This window comes from Staphylococcus kloosii, from assembly GCF_003019255.1.
Taxonomy (GTDB): Bacteria; Bacillota; Bacilli; order Staphylococcales; family Staphylococcaceae; genus Staphylococcus; species Staphylococcus kloosii.
Map to the genome: position 1 here is coordinate 58,325 of NZ_CP027846.1, position 17,090 is coordinate 75,414.

The following is a 17,090-nucleotide window of genomic DNA, read 5'->3' on the forward strand; positions in this document are numbered from 1 at the left end:
ATAAAAAATCTTATTCTTAAACTGGCGCCTTAGCTTTCAAGAAGCTATCTACCGAATCGGCTACGGCTCTTCCTTCTTGAATTGCCCAAACGACTAAACTTTGACCTCTTCTTGCATCACCTGCTGCAAATATTTTAGACTGATTCGTTTTAAAGTCTTTATTATCTGCAACAATTTTATTACGTTCAGTTTGAATATCAAATGCATGAGGTACTGTAGTTTCTGTACCTACGAAACCAATTGATAGTAATACTAAATCAGCTGGCCAATGACGTTCAGTGCCGTCTACTACAACCATACCTTCTTCAGTTTCTTGTAAAATTTGAGTATAAACACCTTTAACGTTACCAATATGATCAACGTCATAACGCATTGTTTGTACACCGTAAGCTCTTGGCTCTATACCAAATTTCGCTTCATATTCTTTATGGGCATAGTCCATTTTGAATACCGGCATTGCTAATGGCCAATGTTCATTAGTCTCAAACTCAATTGCTTCAGGTTGTTTTGTATATTTGTTGAATTGCACGATTGATTTACAATTTTCTCTTAATGCAGTGGCAACGCAATCGGCACCTGTATCACCCGCACCGATAACGATGACATTTTTACCTTCTGCAGTAATTGTTGTTTCGTCAATTTCACCATTTAAATATTCCGCTTGCTCTGTTAAATAATCCATCGCAAAGTGAATACCTTGACCCATACGACCTTCTAAAGGTAAATCACGAGCGTTTTGAGAACCTGTGCATAAAATAATTGCATCATAAGATTCTTCTAATGCTTCTCTTGAAATATCAACACCAATTTCTATGCCCGTTTGAAATTCGATGCCTGATTCTTCCATAACTTTGATTCTTCTACGAACGACATCTTTATCTAATTTCATATTAGGAATACCGTACATTAGTAGTCCGCCCGCTTCTTGCGCACGTTCATAAACCGTCACGTTATAACCTAATTTATTTAATTCATCAGCAGCAGTTAGCCCAGCTGGACCACTACCAACTATTGCTACTTTTTCGTCCTTACGAACTTCAGGAATAGTTGGCTGAACCCAGCCATTTTCATAAGCTTCATCAATAATTGTTCGCTCTATACCTTTAATAGCTACTGATTCACGATTAATTTTCATTACACATGATTGTTCACATGGCGCTGGACAAACATATCCTGTGAATTCCGGGAAATTATTTGTTTCCATTAAACGTTCATATGCAGCTTTGAAATCTTTTCTATATACTAAATCATTCCATTCAGGAATATAGTTGCCAATAGGACAACCAATCGTTTCGCGGCCAAATGGTTCACCCGTTTGACAGAATGGTGTACCACAATCCATACAACGTGCACCTTGTATAGATGCTTCTTCACGTGTGAAGCGCTGCTGGAATGCAGAGTGATTTTTTAAACGATCAACTAATGATAATTCATCGAGTTGTTGTTTATCATAATTCATAAAACCTTTAAATTCACCCATGCAAATCCCCCCTTAATGATTAATATACAGCTGTTAATTGTTGATCTGGCTCTAAATGAGTGCGTTTATCGTTAAATGCATTAAGTAACGCTTCATCTAATTGAGGTGTTTCACGTTTTTGAATATCGATTTTCTGCATCATTAATTTGAAATCTTTCGGAATCACTTTGACCACTTTATCAGCTATATTATCAAAGTCATTAAGTACCTCAATTGCTTTTTTACTATTTGTATATTTAACGTGTTCTTCTAACATTTCTTTAATGACGTTACGTTCTTCTTCAACTGTTACACGATCAAAATCTAAAGTATCTAGTTTATTTACTTCTTTAAATTGTTCAACATCCGATGGGAAGATATAACTTACGCCACCACTCATACCTTGACCAAAGTTTTTACCAACATCGCCAAGTATGAGTACACGTCCACCAGTCATGTATTCTAGACCGTGGTCGCCAATACCCTCAACGACTACTTGGACACCACTGTTACGTATACAGAATCTTTCACCTGCACGACCGTTGATGAACGCTTTACCTTGAGAAGCACCGTAGAAACAAACGTTACCGACAATAATTTCATCTTCACGTGTTTCATTTGGAGCATTGATAATAATTTTACCTCCAGATAAACCTTTACCAACATAGTCATTTGCATCACCAGTATGGTGAATAGTCAATCCATTAGGTGTGTATGCAGCTATACTTTGACCTGCATGTCCTTGTGTATATGCGAAAATCGTATCTTCAGGTAATCCTTCTGGACCATGCGCACGTGTAATTGAGCTACCTGTAATAACACCAACGTCACGTTGTTCATTATTAATCGTATATTCACCTTTAAAGGAATTGCCTTGTTCAAGTGCTTCTTGAGCATCTGGATATAAATAATTTAAATCAAAACCTTCTTTAAGATGGTGGTTTTGTTCAATTTTGTTAAAACGATCACCGTCATGTTTGTATAGCAACGCTTCGACATCCATTGTATTTGCCTTTGGACGATCTTTCAGATGTGGCGCGCGTTGTAATAAGTCTGTTCTGCCAACTAATTCATCTACAGATTTTAATCCTAATTCTGCCAAGATTTCACGTAACTCCTCTGCTACAAAATGCATAAAGTTAACTACATGGTCGGCTCTACCATTAAATAAAGCACGTAAATCTTGGTTTTGTGTAGCAATACCTACCGGACAAGTATCTTTATGACACACACGCATCATGATACACCCTAATACTACGAGTGGCGCAGTAGCAAAGCCAAACTCTTCAGCACCTAGTGCACATGCATATGCGACATCTTTACCAGTTAGTAATTTACCATCTGTTTCAACTTTCACACGTGAACGTAAATCATTCATCATTAATGTTTGATGTGTTTCGGCTAAGCCTACTTCCCATGGCACACCGGCATGTTGAATACTCGTTTTTGGTGAAGCTCCTGTACCGCCGTCGTAGCCACTGATAACGATTTTGTCTGCAAATGCTTTAGCCACACCTGCTGCAATGGTACCGACACCTGTTTTTGATACAAGTTTCACTGTAATATTTGCTTCTTTGTTTGCATTTTTTAAATCATGGATCAATTGTGCTAAGTCTTCAATTGAATAAATATCATGATGTGGCGGTGGTGAAATTAAACCAATACCTGGTGTAGATCCTCTTACTTCAGCAATCCACGGATATACTTTACTACCTGGCAATTGTCCGCCTTCCCCTGGTTTAGCGCCTTGCGCAACTTTAATTTGAATTTCTTTAGCGTGTTGAAGGTAATCACTTGTTACCCCAAAACGTCCAGAAGCGACTTGCTTAATAGCACTCGAATGGTTGCGACCCTCTTCATCAATAATATAACGTTTAGGGTCTTCGCCACCTTCACCACTATTACTCTTACCGCCAATTTTGTTCATTGCTTCGGCTAGAGTAGAGTGTGCTTCTGCCGAGATAGAACCATAACTCATCGCTCCCGTATTAAAACGATGCACGATTTCACTTGCAGGTTCTACTTCATCTATACTAATTGGTGTTTGTTTTTTAAATTCCATCAAATGACGAATATGATCTGTACGTTTAGTATTTACTTCATTTGAAAATGCTTTAAATTGTTCGTAATCATTTAGACGACATGCATGTTGTAACAAATGAATAGAAGTCGGATTAAACGCATGATACTGACCTTGTTTACGCCATTGGAATGTACTACCTGGTTGAATATACTTACTTAACTTACTTTGTCGTGCTTTATTTTCTTTATCAATTAATTCTAATGTGATACCAGACAATTTAGACTTAGTGCCAGTAAAGTATTTATCAACGACTTCGTGAGCTAATCCTACCGCTTCAAAGATTTGTGCCCCTTGATAACTTTGAACAGTAGAAATACCCATTTTAGCCATGACCTTAATAACACCTTCGGATAAAGTATCCGTATACGTTTGAACTGTCTCTTCAATTTCACCTTCGATACGGCCATTGAGTGTCAGTTGTTCAATCGTACGTTGCGCTAAATATGGAATAACGGCATTTGCGCCATATCCTAATAGACACGCAACATGATGTACTTCTCGTGTTTCACCCGATAACGCAATTATACTTGTATCCATACGTAAGTTTTTGCGAATTAATAATTGATGAATATGACTTACCGCTAATAGCGTTGGAATTGCGTAACCATTTTGTGATACTAAAAAGCTATCATCTAATACGATAATTTCACTACCATTTTTAACAGCTGCTATCGCATCATCACCAAGTTCTTCGAGTGCTTCTTCTAGCCCCTTGTTATAAACGGTAGATAAGCGTTTCACATTAAAACGACTTGCTTCTATCGCTTCTAACTGTGCTTCAGTTAGTACTGGTTTCGATAATTGAATACGATTTAAGGCGTCTTCTGTAGGATTCAACAAATTACCTTCACTGCCTAGATAAGATAACTCACTCGTCACTATTTTTTCACGATACGCATCAATTGGCGGATTAGTAACCTGCGCAAAGAGTTGTTTGAAATAATTAAATAGTGATTCATCTTCTTCATTAAGAGCAGCAATCGGCACATCATAACCCATCGCACCTATCGGATCTTTTTTACTTTCGACAAGTTCAGTCATATACTTGTCCATTTCTTCTTTCGTATAAACAAATTGTTTTTGTAAGCGTGTTAATGTCTCTTCGTCCCAATTTGATGATTTATACGACACGTTACGTAGGTCTAAATCTACTTTAAACTGGTTCAACCAACTTTCATATGGTAATTCGTCTGCAATATGTGATTTTAACTCATTGTTCTCGACAACTTTATTTTTATTAAAATCTACTAATAACAATTTACCTGGGTTTAATTGGCCTTTATATGCGACATTTTCCTCAGGTACATCGACAACACCAACTTCTGAAGAGTAAACGATGTAATTATCTTTTGTAATTGTATAACGACCCGGTCTTAAACCATTACGGTCAGTAAGCGCACCGATTTTGTCTCCGTTACAGAACGAAATCATTGTAGGACCATCCCACGGTTCCATTAAATAACTATAGTATTCATAGAATGCACGTACGTTTGCATCATTGGATTTGTTGTATAACCAAGGCTCAGGTATTAACAACATCGCTGCTCTCTCTGGTTCCATTGAAAGAGATAAAAATTCTAATGCATTATCTACAATCGCAGAGTCACTACCGTCTTCGTCGACAATTTCATGTATTTTATGTTTGTCTTTTCCGAAAACAGTGTCGACTAAGCGCTCTTGACGTGCACGCATCCAGTTAACATTACCTTTAATAGTGTTAATCTCACCATTATGCATCAATAATCTATTAGGATGTGCACGTTTCCAACTAGGAAAAGTATTAGTACTAAAACGTGAATGTACTAGACCTAATTTAGAAACGTATGATTCATGTGATAAATCTTTATATAATGATTTGATTTGGTCAGATCTTAACCAACCTTTATAAACGATTGTTTTATGTGAAAGACTAGTAAAATATAATTCTAGTTCTTGATCATTACCATAATGTTCTAATTGTTTACGAGCTAAATAAAGTGCTTTTTCTTTGTGTGCAACATCATTTAAACTTACAAACACTTGTTGAATATGAGGCATCGTTTTAGCCACATGAGGTGCGATTGCATCAGTATCAACAGGCACATCTCTATAGCCTAATACTTCAAGCCCTTCGCCTTCAAAGAAAGCATTAAATGGACTTTCATGTTTAGACCCAGCAATTTTCTCATTAGCAAAAAATAACCCAACGGCATATTGCCCTTCGGTTGGTAGGTCGAAATCGACATGTTTAGCAAAGTATTCAAATGGTATTTCAGTCATAATACCTGCACCATCACCTGTTACACCGTCAGCTCCAATTCCCCCACGATGGTCTAATCTACGTAGCATTTCCAATGATTTCAACACAATATCATGCGTACGTTTATTATTCATATTGGCATAAAACCCGATACCACAAGCATCATGTTCTTCTCGACTATCATATAAGCCTAATCTTGTGCCATTTTTGAGCATGATGTTCACCCCTTTTACGAAAAATTCAGAATATTTTATGAATAGGTAATACTATATATCAGCTTATTATTCTGTTCAATATATAAAATAGATGATATTATTCTAATTATTAGAATGATTGCGTAAGAAAGGGTGAAAATCATTGGAAATTAAGCAATTACGCTATTTTATAGAAGTTGCTAAACGTGAGCATATTTCTGAAGCAGCATTAGAACTAGATATTGCTCAGTCAGCAATCAGCAGACAAATAACTCAACTAGAAGAAGAGTTACAAATCACATTATTTAAAAGACAGGGTAGAAATATTTATTTAACTGAAGCTGGACAAACACTTTTTATAGAAGCTAAAAAAATTATTGAACAAACCGAGTCAACGATACGTTTATTCCATAATCAATCGGAACTAGACAATTTTACAATTAGACTGGGTTATGTAAACAGTTATATTTCTCAAGTACTATCATTACTTATACAAACTTTCGAAAATGCTAGCGACACAAAAATTGAACCCATGTTAATGGAAGAAACTGAAATTGCCAACGCCTTATTCTCTAATCAAATCGATGTTGCACTTATGGATTTAACACCTGACATTAAGCACAATAACGACGTTGAAATTATTCCATTATTTGAAGAAACATATCATATCTATGTACCAAAAGATAATCCTATAGCTATGGCGACCAATCCACCATTGTCACAGTTTGCAAATACACAAATTTATCAACTGTACGGTATACCTTCAAATATCATACAAACCTTAGAACAACAAACTAAAAAACCAGTTCGTACAATTACGCATAAACAAATCGCCAAATATTTATTAACTAAAAATAGAGGTTATATTATCGCGCCTTCTTATCAAATGTTAGATAAAAACGATCAACAATGGATTGAAATCTCTCTCGAACACACTCAATTAAAACGTACGATTTGTTGTGCCCTTCGAAAAGATAATCATAAACACGACATCAAAGAACTAAAAACAACTATCGACAATTTACTAAGTCGCGCATCAACCTATCATTAAGGTGAAAATGAGTTATTTTCGATATAAATTTTTGAAATATTGTTTTTACGGGCGTATAATCACGTTGTCAAATTAAGTAGGTTTGGAGTAGTATTCATGAATTTAAAATCAAAGTTCAATCGTCCATTTAATTGGATTATTTTTATCTTTTGTATCTTTTTTATTGGCTTATTTTTATTTACTTTAGTCAATGATAAATTCTATCATATGCCTATCGGAAAAATTACTGACGTTCAAAATGTCAAAACATCTAATGTAACAGATGAACATCATAACTCAGATACAAAACATCAACAGGTACTAACTATACATATGTTGAACGGCAAGTTTGAAGGCCAAACAACAAAAATCAAAAATTCATATGTAGCTTCACAAGCCGACAGTGAGAAATTTACCAAAAGCAATAAAGTTCTTATGCACATAGATAAAAAACCAAGTGACGGTTATATTTTGGAGAAAAAACGAGATAGTTTAGTCGTCGTTGTAACCGGCATATTTTTACTAACAATACTTTTAGTAGGTAGAAAAGTCGGTTTACAGTCTATTTTATCGTTAGTCATAAATACAGTTGCGGTGCTATCGGCCATCGCTATCCATAACGTGGCACCAGATTTTAATTTATTTGGCTTAATGAGTATAGCAATCATTATTTCTACAACATGCACATTGCTATTAGTAACCGGATGGCACTGGCGAACGTTAGTAACCATCGTAAGTACATTATTAGGCACTTTTATTTGTATTGGCATCACGCAATTGGTCATCACATTTACCGGAGGAGAAGGCTTAAAATTTGAAACAATGAGCTTTTTAACACTCCCTCCTAAAGAAGTCTTTTTAACTTCAGTAATCGTCGGTTCTTTAGGTGCTGTTATGGACGTAGCAATAACTATAGCAAGTGGTATGTATGAAATATTACGTCGCAATCCTAATATAACAATGACACGTTGGGCATTAGCAGGACGGAATATTGGTCAAGACATCATGGGTACGATGACAAACATCTTATTATTCTCTTACTTGTCAGGTAGTTTACCAATGATATTAATCTACATTAAAAATGCCAACACCATTACTTATACATTATCGATGAATTGGTCATTAGAAGTAGCACGCGCCATTACTGGTGGTATAGGTATCGTCCTAACAATCCCTTTAACCATCGTATTAATGCAATTTATTCATAAATTGAGAGGGGCGAAACAATGAACGTAATACCTATTTTAGCCATTATTCTCTTTGCATTGATGATTATATTTGGTGGCAAAAAAGGATTAGTTTCCTTTTTAACATTATTTTTAAATTTCGTAATTCTTTTATTTGCTATCATTTTTATCGTATTAGGCGCACCAATCTATATCGTAACGGTAATTTTTTGTATTGCAGTTGCTGCCTGCAACTTATTCGTACTTAATAGTTACAACGTCAAAACAAAAGCAGCCTTTTACGCAACAATATTAACAACTATTATTTTAATCGCTGGTATCTACTTGTCTGTTTCTATAGGGCATTTACAAGGATTTACGACAGAACAACAAGACGAAACGTATGTATTTTCAATGAATATAGGTGTTGATATGGTTAAGTTTATGGTCTTCACTGTTTTATTAGCCGTAATAGCAGCTGTGATCGACTTAGCAATAACAATAAGTTCACCTATTTATGAATTGTATGAAACGAATAATAATTTATCGCAAGCTGATTTGTTCCACTCTGGCATGCGTGTCGGCAGAGAAATTTTGGCTACTTCTGCCAACACAATTTATCTCGCCTATTTTGGTGGTCAATTAACGCTATTCTTTTGGTTTTTCAAATTAAATTATTCATTCGGTCATATTATTAATTCTAAAATTTTCGTTCAAGAATTTATATCTATTATATTAGGCGGAATTGCAGTGGCGATTAGCATACCAATTACGGCTTGGCTAACTGCAAAAATGATTAAAACGAGCAAACACCCTATCCAAACTACAGAAGAATATAACGAATAAACAAAACCAAGATAATATTATCTTGGTTTTATTATGCTTAATAACGTCTATTTAATTTGTTTAACTCTCCATTAAAATAAGCATTTTCACCATGCACTATACTATCCAAACCTTTTTCTTCTTCTACTTCCGAAGTACCAAGTTCAGTTACAAAACTAATAACTTTAGCGATACAATACGTTACTACACCACTAAACACAATCGTCACAATGACAGCAACTATTTGTACGACTAATGCCATAAAGTTACCACCAAAGATCACGCCGTCACTAATAGAACTATTTACACTGTGGGATTGGAATACCGCTGTTAAAATCGCTCCTACGACACCACCAATACCATGAATTCCAAAGGCATCTAGTGCGTCATTATATTTCAATTTAACTTTGATATAATTGATTGCAAAATAACAACATATACCACCGATTATGGCGATAACAACTGCACTGCCATAATTAACGAATCCAGCTGCAGGCGTAATCGCTACTAGACCAGCTAACATCCCTGATAGCATACCTATAAGGCTTGTCGTTCTTTTCTGAACGTATTCTACGATGGACCAACCCAACGCACCTGCGCTTGCTGCTAGTACCGTGTTAACGAATGAAGTTAATGCTATTGAATCAAAAGTATAAGCACTTCCTACGTTAAAACCATACCAGCCTAACCAAACGAATATACCTCCAATTAACGTAATAACTAAGTTATGTGGTGGTCTTTTATCGAAATTTTTCCCGGCGCCTATCATGACTGCTAGGACTAATCCAGAGACCCCTGAAGATATATGTACGACTGTTCCTCCAGCGTAATCGATAGCACCAATATGATCAATCCAACCACCGCCCCAAACCCAGTGAGCCACTGGGCTATAAACGAGTAACACCCAACAAAAAACAAATATTAGATAAGGAATGAATTTCATTTTCTCAGCTATGGAACCAGACAAAATTGATACGGCTATGGTACAAAACATTAACTGGAACAACATAAATAAGGCTAAAGGTACATGCGGAGATAAATCTTTTTGAACATCGAACCCAACATGATTTAATCCTAAATATGTAATATCACCAAAGAGCATATTTCCTTGACCAAAGCTAAAAGAAAAACCGGCAATTACCCAAGCGAATGTAACAATAACAATTGCAGACATACTTTGCATCACAGTATTTAAAACGTTTTTCGATTGTACTAAACCACCATAAAACAGACTCAAACCTGGCGTCATTAACCAGACAAGTAACGTACATAAAAATAAGAATAATGTATCATAAACACTCATTGCATCCTCTCCTTTGTTTTGGATAATACAATGGTGTTTAGCTAATAGCAAAAATCAGTCATGAAATGTTACACCTTAAGTAACATTTCATGACATAACTATATAGAATATTTTAAAATATGAACTGGTTTGCCCTCTAAATCAGCGTCACCTATATAACAATAATTGCATTTCTTATAGAGTTGTAATGCGACTTCATTATCGGTATTTACCGTTAAATAAATTTCATCTATTGTAGGAAAAGTATCAGCAACATACGTCGGTAAATTTTCAATTACAGCTCGTCCTACACCCTCGCCTCTAAAATTATTATCTACACTAAATGATCTAAAGAACACAGCGTCTGGATTATCTGTATAAGGTTTTACCCCTTCTCCAATATGCAATGTAAAAAATGCAATACATTGTTGCGCATCGTTAAAGACCAATGTTGGAAATCTTTCCGCATTGTTTTGTGCTAACTTAATATTTTCTGCAGGCGTCTTGGTAAAACGTCTATCACTTTTTAAAATATTGAAGTCATTAATATAGTTCCATAATGATGCTGTATATTTTGCAAATATCATATTTTCCACCTATGCTTTCGCAACTTGCTCTATCCACGTTAACACAGCAGGCGCAATATATTTCGTTTCTGATTTTGCTATCCATTTGATATCCGTAATCTCACTACACGAATGGATGCTTTCCCAATGAATATCATCTGTAGTTTTATAACAAATAAGTTTGGTTAACGTATTTTTTTGCGGATAAGCTTCGCCGATTATTGTATTAATATAGCTTAATTTATCAGGATTGAGTGACACATTCAATTCTTCATCTATCTCACGTATAAGTGCTTGTTCAAAAGTTTCGCCTTCTTCAATTTTCCCTCCTGGAAAATAATACTTCGCCCTATCTCTTGCTTGAACGAGTAATAAGGCATTATCTTTTTCCACTACCAAACATACACAAGTTATCATTGTATCCCTCGCTTATATCTCAATTATTTTTACACTGTTATAAGTTATGTTATCATATTGTCTTGTAAAAACGAGATGTAGAGTTACTATTTAATTATCTACGATTAAACTAATATTAATTTACTTTTTAAATATTTAATCCATAGGATTTTCAGGAGGTTAGAACTCAATGGCTATAAAAAATAACATAAATCGCATATCAAACGCAGTAAATTTTGCTGGCATCGCGATTGATGGTTTTAACTGGTATGCTTATCATTCTAGAAATAAAAAGTTATTATACGCTAGCATGGCTATATCTACAATAGGTGCTACTTTAGACTTTTATACAGCTTTAAAGTCTCCTAAAAAGTTCGCTAAAGTATTTTCAACATTTACTTTTGCTAGCACATTATTAACGACGGCTAAACGTATTAAATCTTTACGTAATGATTAAAAAGAGCAGTTTACTTAGTATTAAGCTAAGTAAACTGCTCTTTAATAATATTAATGAATAAATTTGTAACTAGATACTTGTGTTGCAGGAATTGTTCTAAATGTTTTAATTCCTGGTGCAGCACCATAGTTCATTTCTGAAATATAAATACTTCCATTACTATTAACACGTTCAACGAATGCTACATGGCCATAGTAACCAGCATCTGATTGCAAAATTGAACCTACTGTAGCACGATGATCTACTGTATAACCATCTTGTGCGGCAGCTGTATCCCAATTATTTGCATTCCACCAATACGTACTAATGCCTTTACCAACTTCAGCACGTCTATTGAAAACATGCCAAGTACATTGTCCCCAATCATATAAATTAGCATGATTGAATATAGGTGTTTTATAACCTGATGAAGCAGTAGTCGCTCCAGTTTTGGTAGTTGTGCTCGTACCAGGAACTTTTAACTTTTGCCCTGGATAAATAATAAAATTAGATAAGCCATTTAGTGATTGGATTTTTTGGTATGTTGTACCATATTTAGACGCAATCACTGATAAAGTATCACCTGATTTAACTGTGTATGTAGAAGTACTAGCTGTACTTGTAGTCTTTGCAGGTGTATTCGTAGTTGTTTTTGTTGCAGTACCAGAAACTTTCAACTTTTGGCCCGGATAAATAATTGTATTCTTTAAACCATTAAGCGACATTAATTTTTGATAAGTCGTACCGTATTTTGACGCAACTGCAGATAACGAATCTCCTGATTTAACTGTGTATGTTTTAGCTGTCGCTGTGGTAGTTGTTTTTGTACTTTTTGTACTTGTAGCGCCCGAAACAGTAAGCACCTGATTAGGGAATATTACATTTGACGATAATTTGTTTAATGATTTTAATTTACTTACTGATATTTTAAATTTTTCTGCGATTGACCATAAAGAGTCACCACTTTTTACTTTATAAGTAGTAGCGGCATCCGCATTAGTTGCTGCTACAGTAGCTAGTGCACTAGTCCCCAAAATAGTTGCTATAATTTTTTTATGCAAAATTCAATCCTCCCAAACTCGTATATTTCACGATTCACTTTTTACTCACTCCTATATTATACAACTTTAATTTTGACATTAGTGTATTATTTATATGACATTATCATTACAATGGTTTGCAAAGTTAAAAAAATAATTTCTTTTTTTATTGTGTTAAACAATTTTATACTTATTCGCAATTAGTCCTATTGTATAACTATAATGCGTGTTTACATTAGGGACTTAATTAAATACATAAAAAGAGCGAAGGGTAACCCTCCACTCTTAATACATATTATTTTGCTAATCTCTGTTCAATTTCTTTGATTTCTTGTTGAGATAAGTCGACTGATTTTTCGCCATCTTTCGTATCTTCTTTAAGTGCTTTTTGTGCTTCTTTAGAATGATATAACTTAATTATTTCTTTATACGTTTTGTTATCTTTATCCTTATCATTTATGGCGATTACGTTTATATATGGTTCAACAGCTTTAGAAGTTGTTTTCTCTTGGAATAATGGGTCTTTTTTCGGATTCAATCCTGCTTTTGATGCCACACCATTATTAATTACTGATAAATCCACATCAGACAACGCACGCGCCGTTTGTTGCGCATCTACTGCTTTTATTTTCAAATTCTTTGGATTGTCTTTTATATCTTTAATTGAACCTGTTAAACCGAAATCTTTGTCTAATTTTATCAACCCAGCAGTTTCTAATAATTTCAATGATCGCGCTTGGTTAGATACATCATTAGGTACTATAACTTTAGCACCATTTTTCACTTTTTTAATATCTTTGATTTTATCAGAATAAATACCAAGTGGCGCTAGAACAGTTGTACTAGCAGCAGAAATCTTAGCATTTTTATGTGACTTTTTATATTCGTTTAAGAAAGCAAAATGTTGAAATGCATTCATATCAATATCCCCATCACTTAATGCTTTATTAGGCACATTATAGTCAGAGAATTGCTTAATTTCTAAATCAATATCTTTATCTTTTGCTAATTCTTTTACTTTTTCCCATGCTTTAGTATCATTTGAAGCAACCCCTACAGTTACTTTTTCTTTCCCACCTGAACAAGCAGCTAAAACGATCAAGGCCGCGACTACTAAAAATAATAATTTCTTCATTACACATGTCCCCTTTGTAATTAATTTCTTCTGATTTTTTTAGATAAATAATTTCCTAACGACTGGATGATTTGTACAATGATAACCAACACAACTACTGTAATAATGATGACTAGTGTATCAAAACGTTGGTAACCATAGACAAGCGCTAAATCACCAATACCACCGCCACCAACAGCGCCGGCCATGGCAGTACCGCCAATTAAACCAATGATTGCTGTAGTAATGGCTAATATTAATGAACCCAGCGCTTCTGGCAATAAAAAATGCCAAATAATTTGCATAGGAGAAGCACCCATAGCTTTAGCCGCTTCTACAATTCCGTCATCTACTTCTAATAGAGAGTTTTCTACTAAACGTGCTATATAAGGTGCAACATATACCGTAAGCGGTACGATTGCTGCGGTTGTACCTATAGAAGTTCCCACTAATAACTTCGTAAAAGGCACGATTGCTATTAATAAAATGATAAAAGGTATAGATCTCAGAATATTGATGATTGGGTTTAAAATTTGATGTAGTACAGCGTTTGGCCAAACGCCATTTTTACGTGTAATAACAAGCAGTATACCTAATGGAATACCTATAATAGCACCGATTATTAAGGATACAGTCACCATATATAACGTCTGATATAACGCTTCAAATAATTGACTGCTGTCGATACTTGATCCAAACATATTATTGCACCTCCTCGAATGATATTGCTTTAGTATCAAAGTATTGTTTAATACTTTGTTCATTAAAGTTATTATCTCGTTCTATTCTTAACCATAAATAGCACACTGTTTCATCTTGAATCGTAGACATTGATGAAAATAATATATTTACATTTAAATGATAATGTCGAGTAAGTTCATTAATAATAGGCTGATTAATTTGTGTAGCATCTAAAAACAACTTATAGTCTTGGTAATTATCGTCATCTCGGTTATCAAAGGTTTGTTGTAGTTCTTTTGAAGGTTCTGTAGTGATAACTGTCGACACAAAGTTTTTCGTCGTCTGCGTTTGAGGATGACTGAAAACTTGCTTAACGTCGCCTAGTTCAACCACACTACCATTTTCCATTACTGCTACCCTATTACATATTTTCTGTATTACGCCCATTTCATGTGTAATAATCAGTATTGTGACACCAAACGTCTTATTAACACGCTGTAATAAATCTAAAATTGAACTCGTTGTTGCTGGATCCAAAGCACTTGTAGCTTCGTCACATAGCAATATTTTAGGATTAGTGACCAATGCTCGAGCAATTGCTACACGTTGTTTTTGACCGCCTGATAATTCATCTGGGTACTGATCTTTTTTATCAGCTAAGCCAACAAATTCTAGCATTTCTTCAACTTTTTGTTGTATTTCGCCTTTACTTTTCTTGCTTAAAATTAGTGGCATTGCCACATTTTTATAAACCGTTTTGGCATTTAACAAATTAAAATGTTGGAAAATCATGCCTATTTGTTTTTTTACAGAACGTAACTCTTGTTCTTTATATGTATCCAGTTCATGTCCGTCGACAATGACCTGTCCTTTTGTGGCTCTCTCCAATTGATTAACCAATCGAACGAGCGTACTTTTACCAGCGCCACTATAACCAATCACTCCAAATATGTCATTCTGTTCTACAGTAAAAGACACATCTTTCAATGCATGTATGGTTTCTTTTTTCTTATGAAATGTCTTGTCAATATTGCGAAACTCAATCAACGCTAGCACCTCCATTATTTCTTATTATCCTGATAAGATTATTTGAATTATATGGCATTCATTATATAGCGTCAACATCATTTTCTGATTTTTTCGAATATTTATTTATTCTATTTAATCCTTTGCTACTTATTTCCTTAATAATGAAATTCTACATAAAAACGGTTGGGTACTTTACAGCACCCAACCGTTATAAAGTTAGTTCCATAATTATTAATGTCCCCTTTTTACCTGCCACTCGACGCCCACTATCTACAAATCCACCATTTTTATATAATTTTTGTGCGGCTTGATTTCTTTCATTTACTGCCAAAATAATCGTTTCTATATCAGGATAGTTATGATGCATAAAATCGGGCAGCAACGCTAAGGAAGCTTTACCATAGCCTTTTCGTAAATGACGTAAATCAGTTGAATATGAACGCATCAGACATGTTTGATGATTAGGAAAATATTCGCAATATTCATGGTCTTCTTGCAGACCAAAATAAGTAACGACTTCATTTTTATCATTCAATAAGAGTATTGGATGATTATGATTATCTTGTTGTTTATGTATATTTTCTAAAGGAAACCCGGTAAATTGAAGTTGTGCTTCAGACAACTGATAATCTTCAAGTTGTTTGTAGAAAGGTTCACTATATTCTATAAGCTCCATCGTATCCCTACTCTATCTTTAATATTTCATTCTGCCATTCTTCTTTTAAGATACCCATTTTTATCGCATCGTAATATTTACCATCTACTTGCCTTGCTTGCCTTATTCGACCTTCTTCAACCATACCAACTCGTTTAGCTAACTTAATCATACGAACATTCCCTGACCATGTTGATATTCCTAAGCGGTGCACAAAATTTTGACTAAATAAATAATCTATCCATTTCTGAAACACTTCCGTACCAATCCCACCTTGCCAATATTGTGAATCATAAATAACAATCCCTATTTCTAACCAACTTGTTTCTTTTGATACCCAATAAGCAGCAACTGAACCTATACATTTATCATTTATAACAATACCTAACATGCGTTCAACATTCTCATATATATAACGCTCTTTATAAATATTTTGTTTGAACTGATGCTTTGATAATGATTCTTCCTTAATATATGGTCCATTCCATTTTTTTGCTGCTTGAAATTCTTCTAAATACTTCCAATAATATAAATCATCTAAAATTCTATCATCAATAGCACTTAATTTACCTTTTGAAAAATTTAGCATTATTTTATTATCCTTTTCATTATGTAATTGTAATTAGTATAACTTAATAAATTAATAAGGAAAGTGATAAAAATCTTATTTATATACGGAGATTTTCATCCCCGAATCAACAATGCTAACTACAGTTAAAATAGCTTGATATAAGCGCATCTTTAATTCAAACACCTACTACCAATAAAAAAATAGAGTCTGGAGATAACATAATATCCCAGACTCAAATTATATTTACGAGAATAAAGTTGATAGCACTCTAAATAATGATCCTACTAATTCGATAAAATCTCCTGACATAAGCTATTCCTCCTC

General features: G+C 34.4%; 15 protein-coding genes. 4 read left to right on the forward strand and 11 right to left on the reverse strand.

The features are described 5' to 3' along the window. Window positions 1-16 precede the first annotated feature (16 nt). Complete coding sequence (locus tag C7J89_RS00315) at window positions 17-1,480, reverse strand: glutamate synthase subunit beta (protein ID WP_061853409.1); 1,464 nt, start codon at window positions 1,478-1,480, stop codon at window positions 17-19. Between the two features lie 19 nt (window positions 1,481-1,499). Next, window positions 1,500-5,996, reverse strand: coding sequence for a glutamate synthase large subunit (gltB, locus tag C7J89_RS00320; RefSeq protein ID WP_103295741.1), 4,497 nt, complete (start codon window positions 5,994-5,996; stop codon window positions 1,500-1,502). Window positions 5,997-6,138: 142 nt separating this feature from the next. Between gltB and gltC the strand changes: the two genes are divergently transcribed. The 3 genes from gltC to C7J89_RS00335 all read left to right on the forward strand — a co-directional run bounded on the left by gltC (window position 6,139) and on the right by C7J89_RS00335 (window position 9,017). After that, window positions 6,139-7,026 carry a glutamate biosynthesis transcriptional regulator GltC gene (gene gltC, locus C7J89_RS00325; RefSeq protein ID WP_061853411.1) on the forward strand — a complete coding sequence of 296 codons (888 nt, stop codon included), beginning with the start codon at window positions 6,139-6,141 and terminating at the stop codon, window positions 7,024-7,026. 96 nt (window positions 7,027-7,122) lie between these two features. Next, on the forward strand, window positions 7,123-8,235 hold the full coding sequence (locus C7J89_RS00330) for a YibE/F family protein (protein ID WP_103295740.1): 1,113 nt from the start codon (window positions 7,123-7,125) through the stop codon (window positions 8,233-8,235). Further along, window positions 8,232-9,017 carry a YibE/F family protein gene (locus C7J89_RS00335; protein WP_103295739.1) on the forward strand — a complete coding sequence of 262 codons (786 nt, stop codon included), beginning with the start codon at window positions 8,232-8,234 and terminating at the stop codon, window positions 9,015-9,017. Before C7J89_RS00330 ends, C7J89_RS00335 begins: the two co-directional genes overlap by 4 nt. Window positions 9,018-9,054: 37 nt before the next feature. Here the strand turns inward: C7J89_RS00335 and C7J89_RS00340 are convergent, their stop codons facing one another. The 3 genes from C7J89_RS00340 to C7J89_RS13340 form a co-directional block, all read right to left on the reverse strand. Then, window positions 9,055-10,299, reverse strand: a complete 1,245-nt coding sequence (locus C7J89_RS00340; protein WP_103295738.1) for an ammonium transporter — start codon at window positions 10,297-10,299, stop codon at window positions 9,055-9,057. A gap of 98 nt (window positions 10,300-10,397) precedes the next feature. After that, entirely contained in the window at window positions 10,398-10,865 is a 468-nt protein-coding gene (locus C7J89_RS13335; protein ID WP_103295737.1) for a GNAT family N-acetyltransferase, read from the reverse strand. 9 nt (window positions 10,866-10,874) lie between these two features. Continuing rightward, window positions 10,875-11,261, reverse strand: a complete 387-nt coding sequence (locus C7J89_RS13340; RefSeq protein ID WP_103295736.1) for an NUDIX hydrolase — start codon at window positions 11,259-11,261, stop codon at window positions 10,875-10,877. 169 nt (window positions 11,262-11,430) lie between these two features. Between C7J89_RS13340 and C7J89_RS00350 the strand changes: the two genes are divergently transcribed. Continuing rightward, on the forward strand, window positions 11,431-11,697 hold the full coding sequence (locus C7J89_RS00350) for a hypothetical protein (RefSeq protein ID WP_048792326.1): 267 nt from the start codon (window positions 11,431-11,433) through the stop codon (window positions 11,695-11,697). A 50-nt stretch (window positions 11,698-11,747) separates the two neighbouring features. Here C7J89_RS00350 and C7J89_RS00355 read toward each other — a convergent pair whose 3' ends face one another. From C7J89_RS00355 to C7J89_RS00380, 6 genes are all read right to left on the reverse strand, one after another. Continuing rightward, on the reverse strand, window positions 11,748-12,737 hold the full coding sequence (locus tag C7J89_RS00355) for a LysM peptidoglycan-binding domain-containing protein (RefSeq protein ID WP_061853417.1): 990 nt from the start codon (window positions 12,735-12,737) through the stop codon (window positions 11,748-11,750). A 274-nt stretch (window positions 12,738-13,011) separates the two neighbouring features. Beyond that, window positions 13,012-13,851, reverse strand: coding sequence for a dipeptide ABC transporter glycylmethionine-binding lipoprotein (gene gmpC / locus C7J89_RS00360; RefSeq protein WP_103295735.1), 840 nt, complete (start codon window positions 13,849-13,851; stop codon window positions 13,012-13,014). 20 nt (window positions 13,852-13,871) lie between these two features. Beyond that, window positions 13,872-14,531: a methionine ABC transporter permease gene (locus tag C7J89_RS00365; RefSeq protein WP_103295734.1), complete on the reverse strand. Its 660-nt coding sequence runs from the start codon at window positions 14,529-14,531 to the stop codon at window positions 13,872-13,874. A 1-nt stretch (window position 14,532) separates the two neighbouring features. Continuing rightward, window positions 14,533-15,558: a methionine ABC transporter ATP-binding protein gene (locus C7J89_RS00370; protein WP_103295733.1), complete on the reverse strand. Its 1,026-nt coding sequence runs from the start codon at window positions 15,556-15,558 to the stop codon at window positions 14,533-14,535. 190 nt (window positions 15,559-15,748) lie between these two features. Further along, window positions 15,749-16,216, reverse strand: a complete 468-nt coding sequence (locus C7J89_RS00375) for a GNAT family N-acetyltransferase (protein ID WP_103295732.1) — start codon at window positions 16,214-16,216, stop codon at window positions 15,749-15,751. A 7-nt stretch (window positions 16,217-16,223) separates the two neighbouring features. Then, the gene (locus C7J89_RS00380; RefSeq protein ID WP_103295731.1) at window positions 16,224-16,784 is read right to left on the reverse strand and encodes a GNAT family N-acetyltransferase; all 561 of its coding nucleotides are present in this window, start codon (window positions 16,782-16,784) and stop codon (window positions 16,224-16,226) included. Window positions 16,785-17,090: the final 306 nt, after the last annotated feature.

What these genes read in the sequence shown, in the direction of transcription:
- C7J89_RS00315 (WP_061853409.1), bottom strand. Translation starts at nt 1,480, where the DNA reads ATGGGTGAATTTAAAGGTTTTATGAATTATGATAAACAACAACTCGAT.
- gltB (WP_103295741.1), bottom strand. Translation starts at nt 5,996, where the DNA reads ATGCTCAAAAATGGCACAAGATTAGGCTTATATGATAGTCGAGAAGAA.
- C7J89_RS00330 (WP_103295740.1), top strand. Translation starts at nt 7,123, where the DNA reads ATGAATTTAAAATCAAAGTTCAATCGTCCATTTAATTGGATTATTTTT.
- C7J89_RS00335 (WP_103295739.1), top strand. Translation starts at nt 8,232, where the DNA reads ATGAACGTAATACCTATTTTAGCCATTATTCTCTTTGCATTGATGATT.
- C7J89_RS00340 (WP_103295738.1), bottom strand. Translation starts at nt 10,299, where the DNA reads ATGAGTGTTTATGATACATTATTCTTATTTTTATGTACGTTACTTGTC.
- C7J89_RS13335 (WP_103295737.1), bottom strand. Translation starts at nt 10,865, where the DNA reads ATGATATTTGCAAAATATACAGCATCATTATGGAACTATATTAATGAC.
- C7J89_RS13340 (WP_103295736.1), bottom strand. Translation starts at nt 11,261, where the DNA reads ATGATAACTTGTGTATGTTTGGTAGTGGAAAAAGATAATGCCTTATTA.
- C7J89_RS00350 (WP_048792326.1), top strand. Translation starts at nt 11,431, where the DNA reads ATGGCTATAAAAAATAACATAAATCGCATATCAAACGCAGTAAATTTT.
- gmpC (WP_103295735.1), bottom strand. Translation starts at nt 13,851, where the DNA reads ATGAAGAAATTATTATTTTTAGTAGTCGCGGCCTTGATCGTTTTAGCT.
- C7J89_RS00365 (WP_103295734.1), bottom strand. Translation starts at nt 14,531, where the DNA reads ATGTTTGGATCAAGTATCGACAGCAGTCAATTATTTGAAGCGTTATAT.
- C7J89_RS00375 (WP_103295732.1), bottom strand. Translation starts at nt 16,216, where the DNA reads ATGGAGCTTATAGAATATAGTGAACCTTTCTACAAACAACTTGAAGAT.
- C7J89_RS00380 (WP_103295731.1), bottom strand. Translation starts at nt 16,784, where the DNA reads ATGCTAAATTTTTCAAAAGGTAAATTAAGTGCTATTGATGATAGAATT.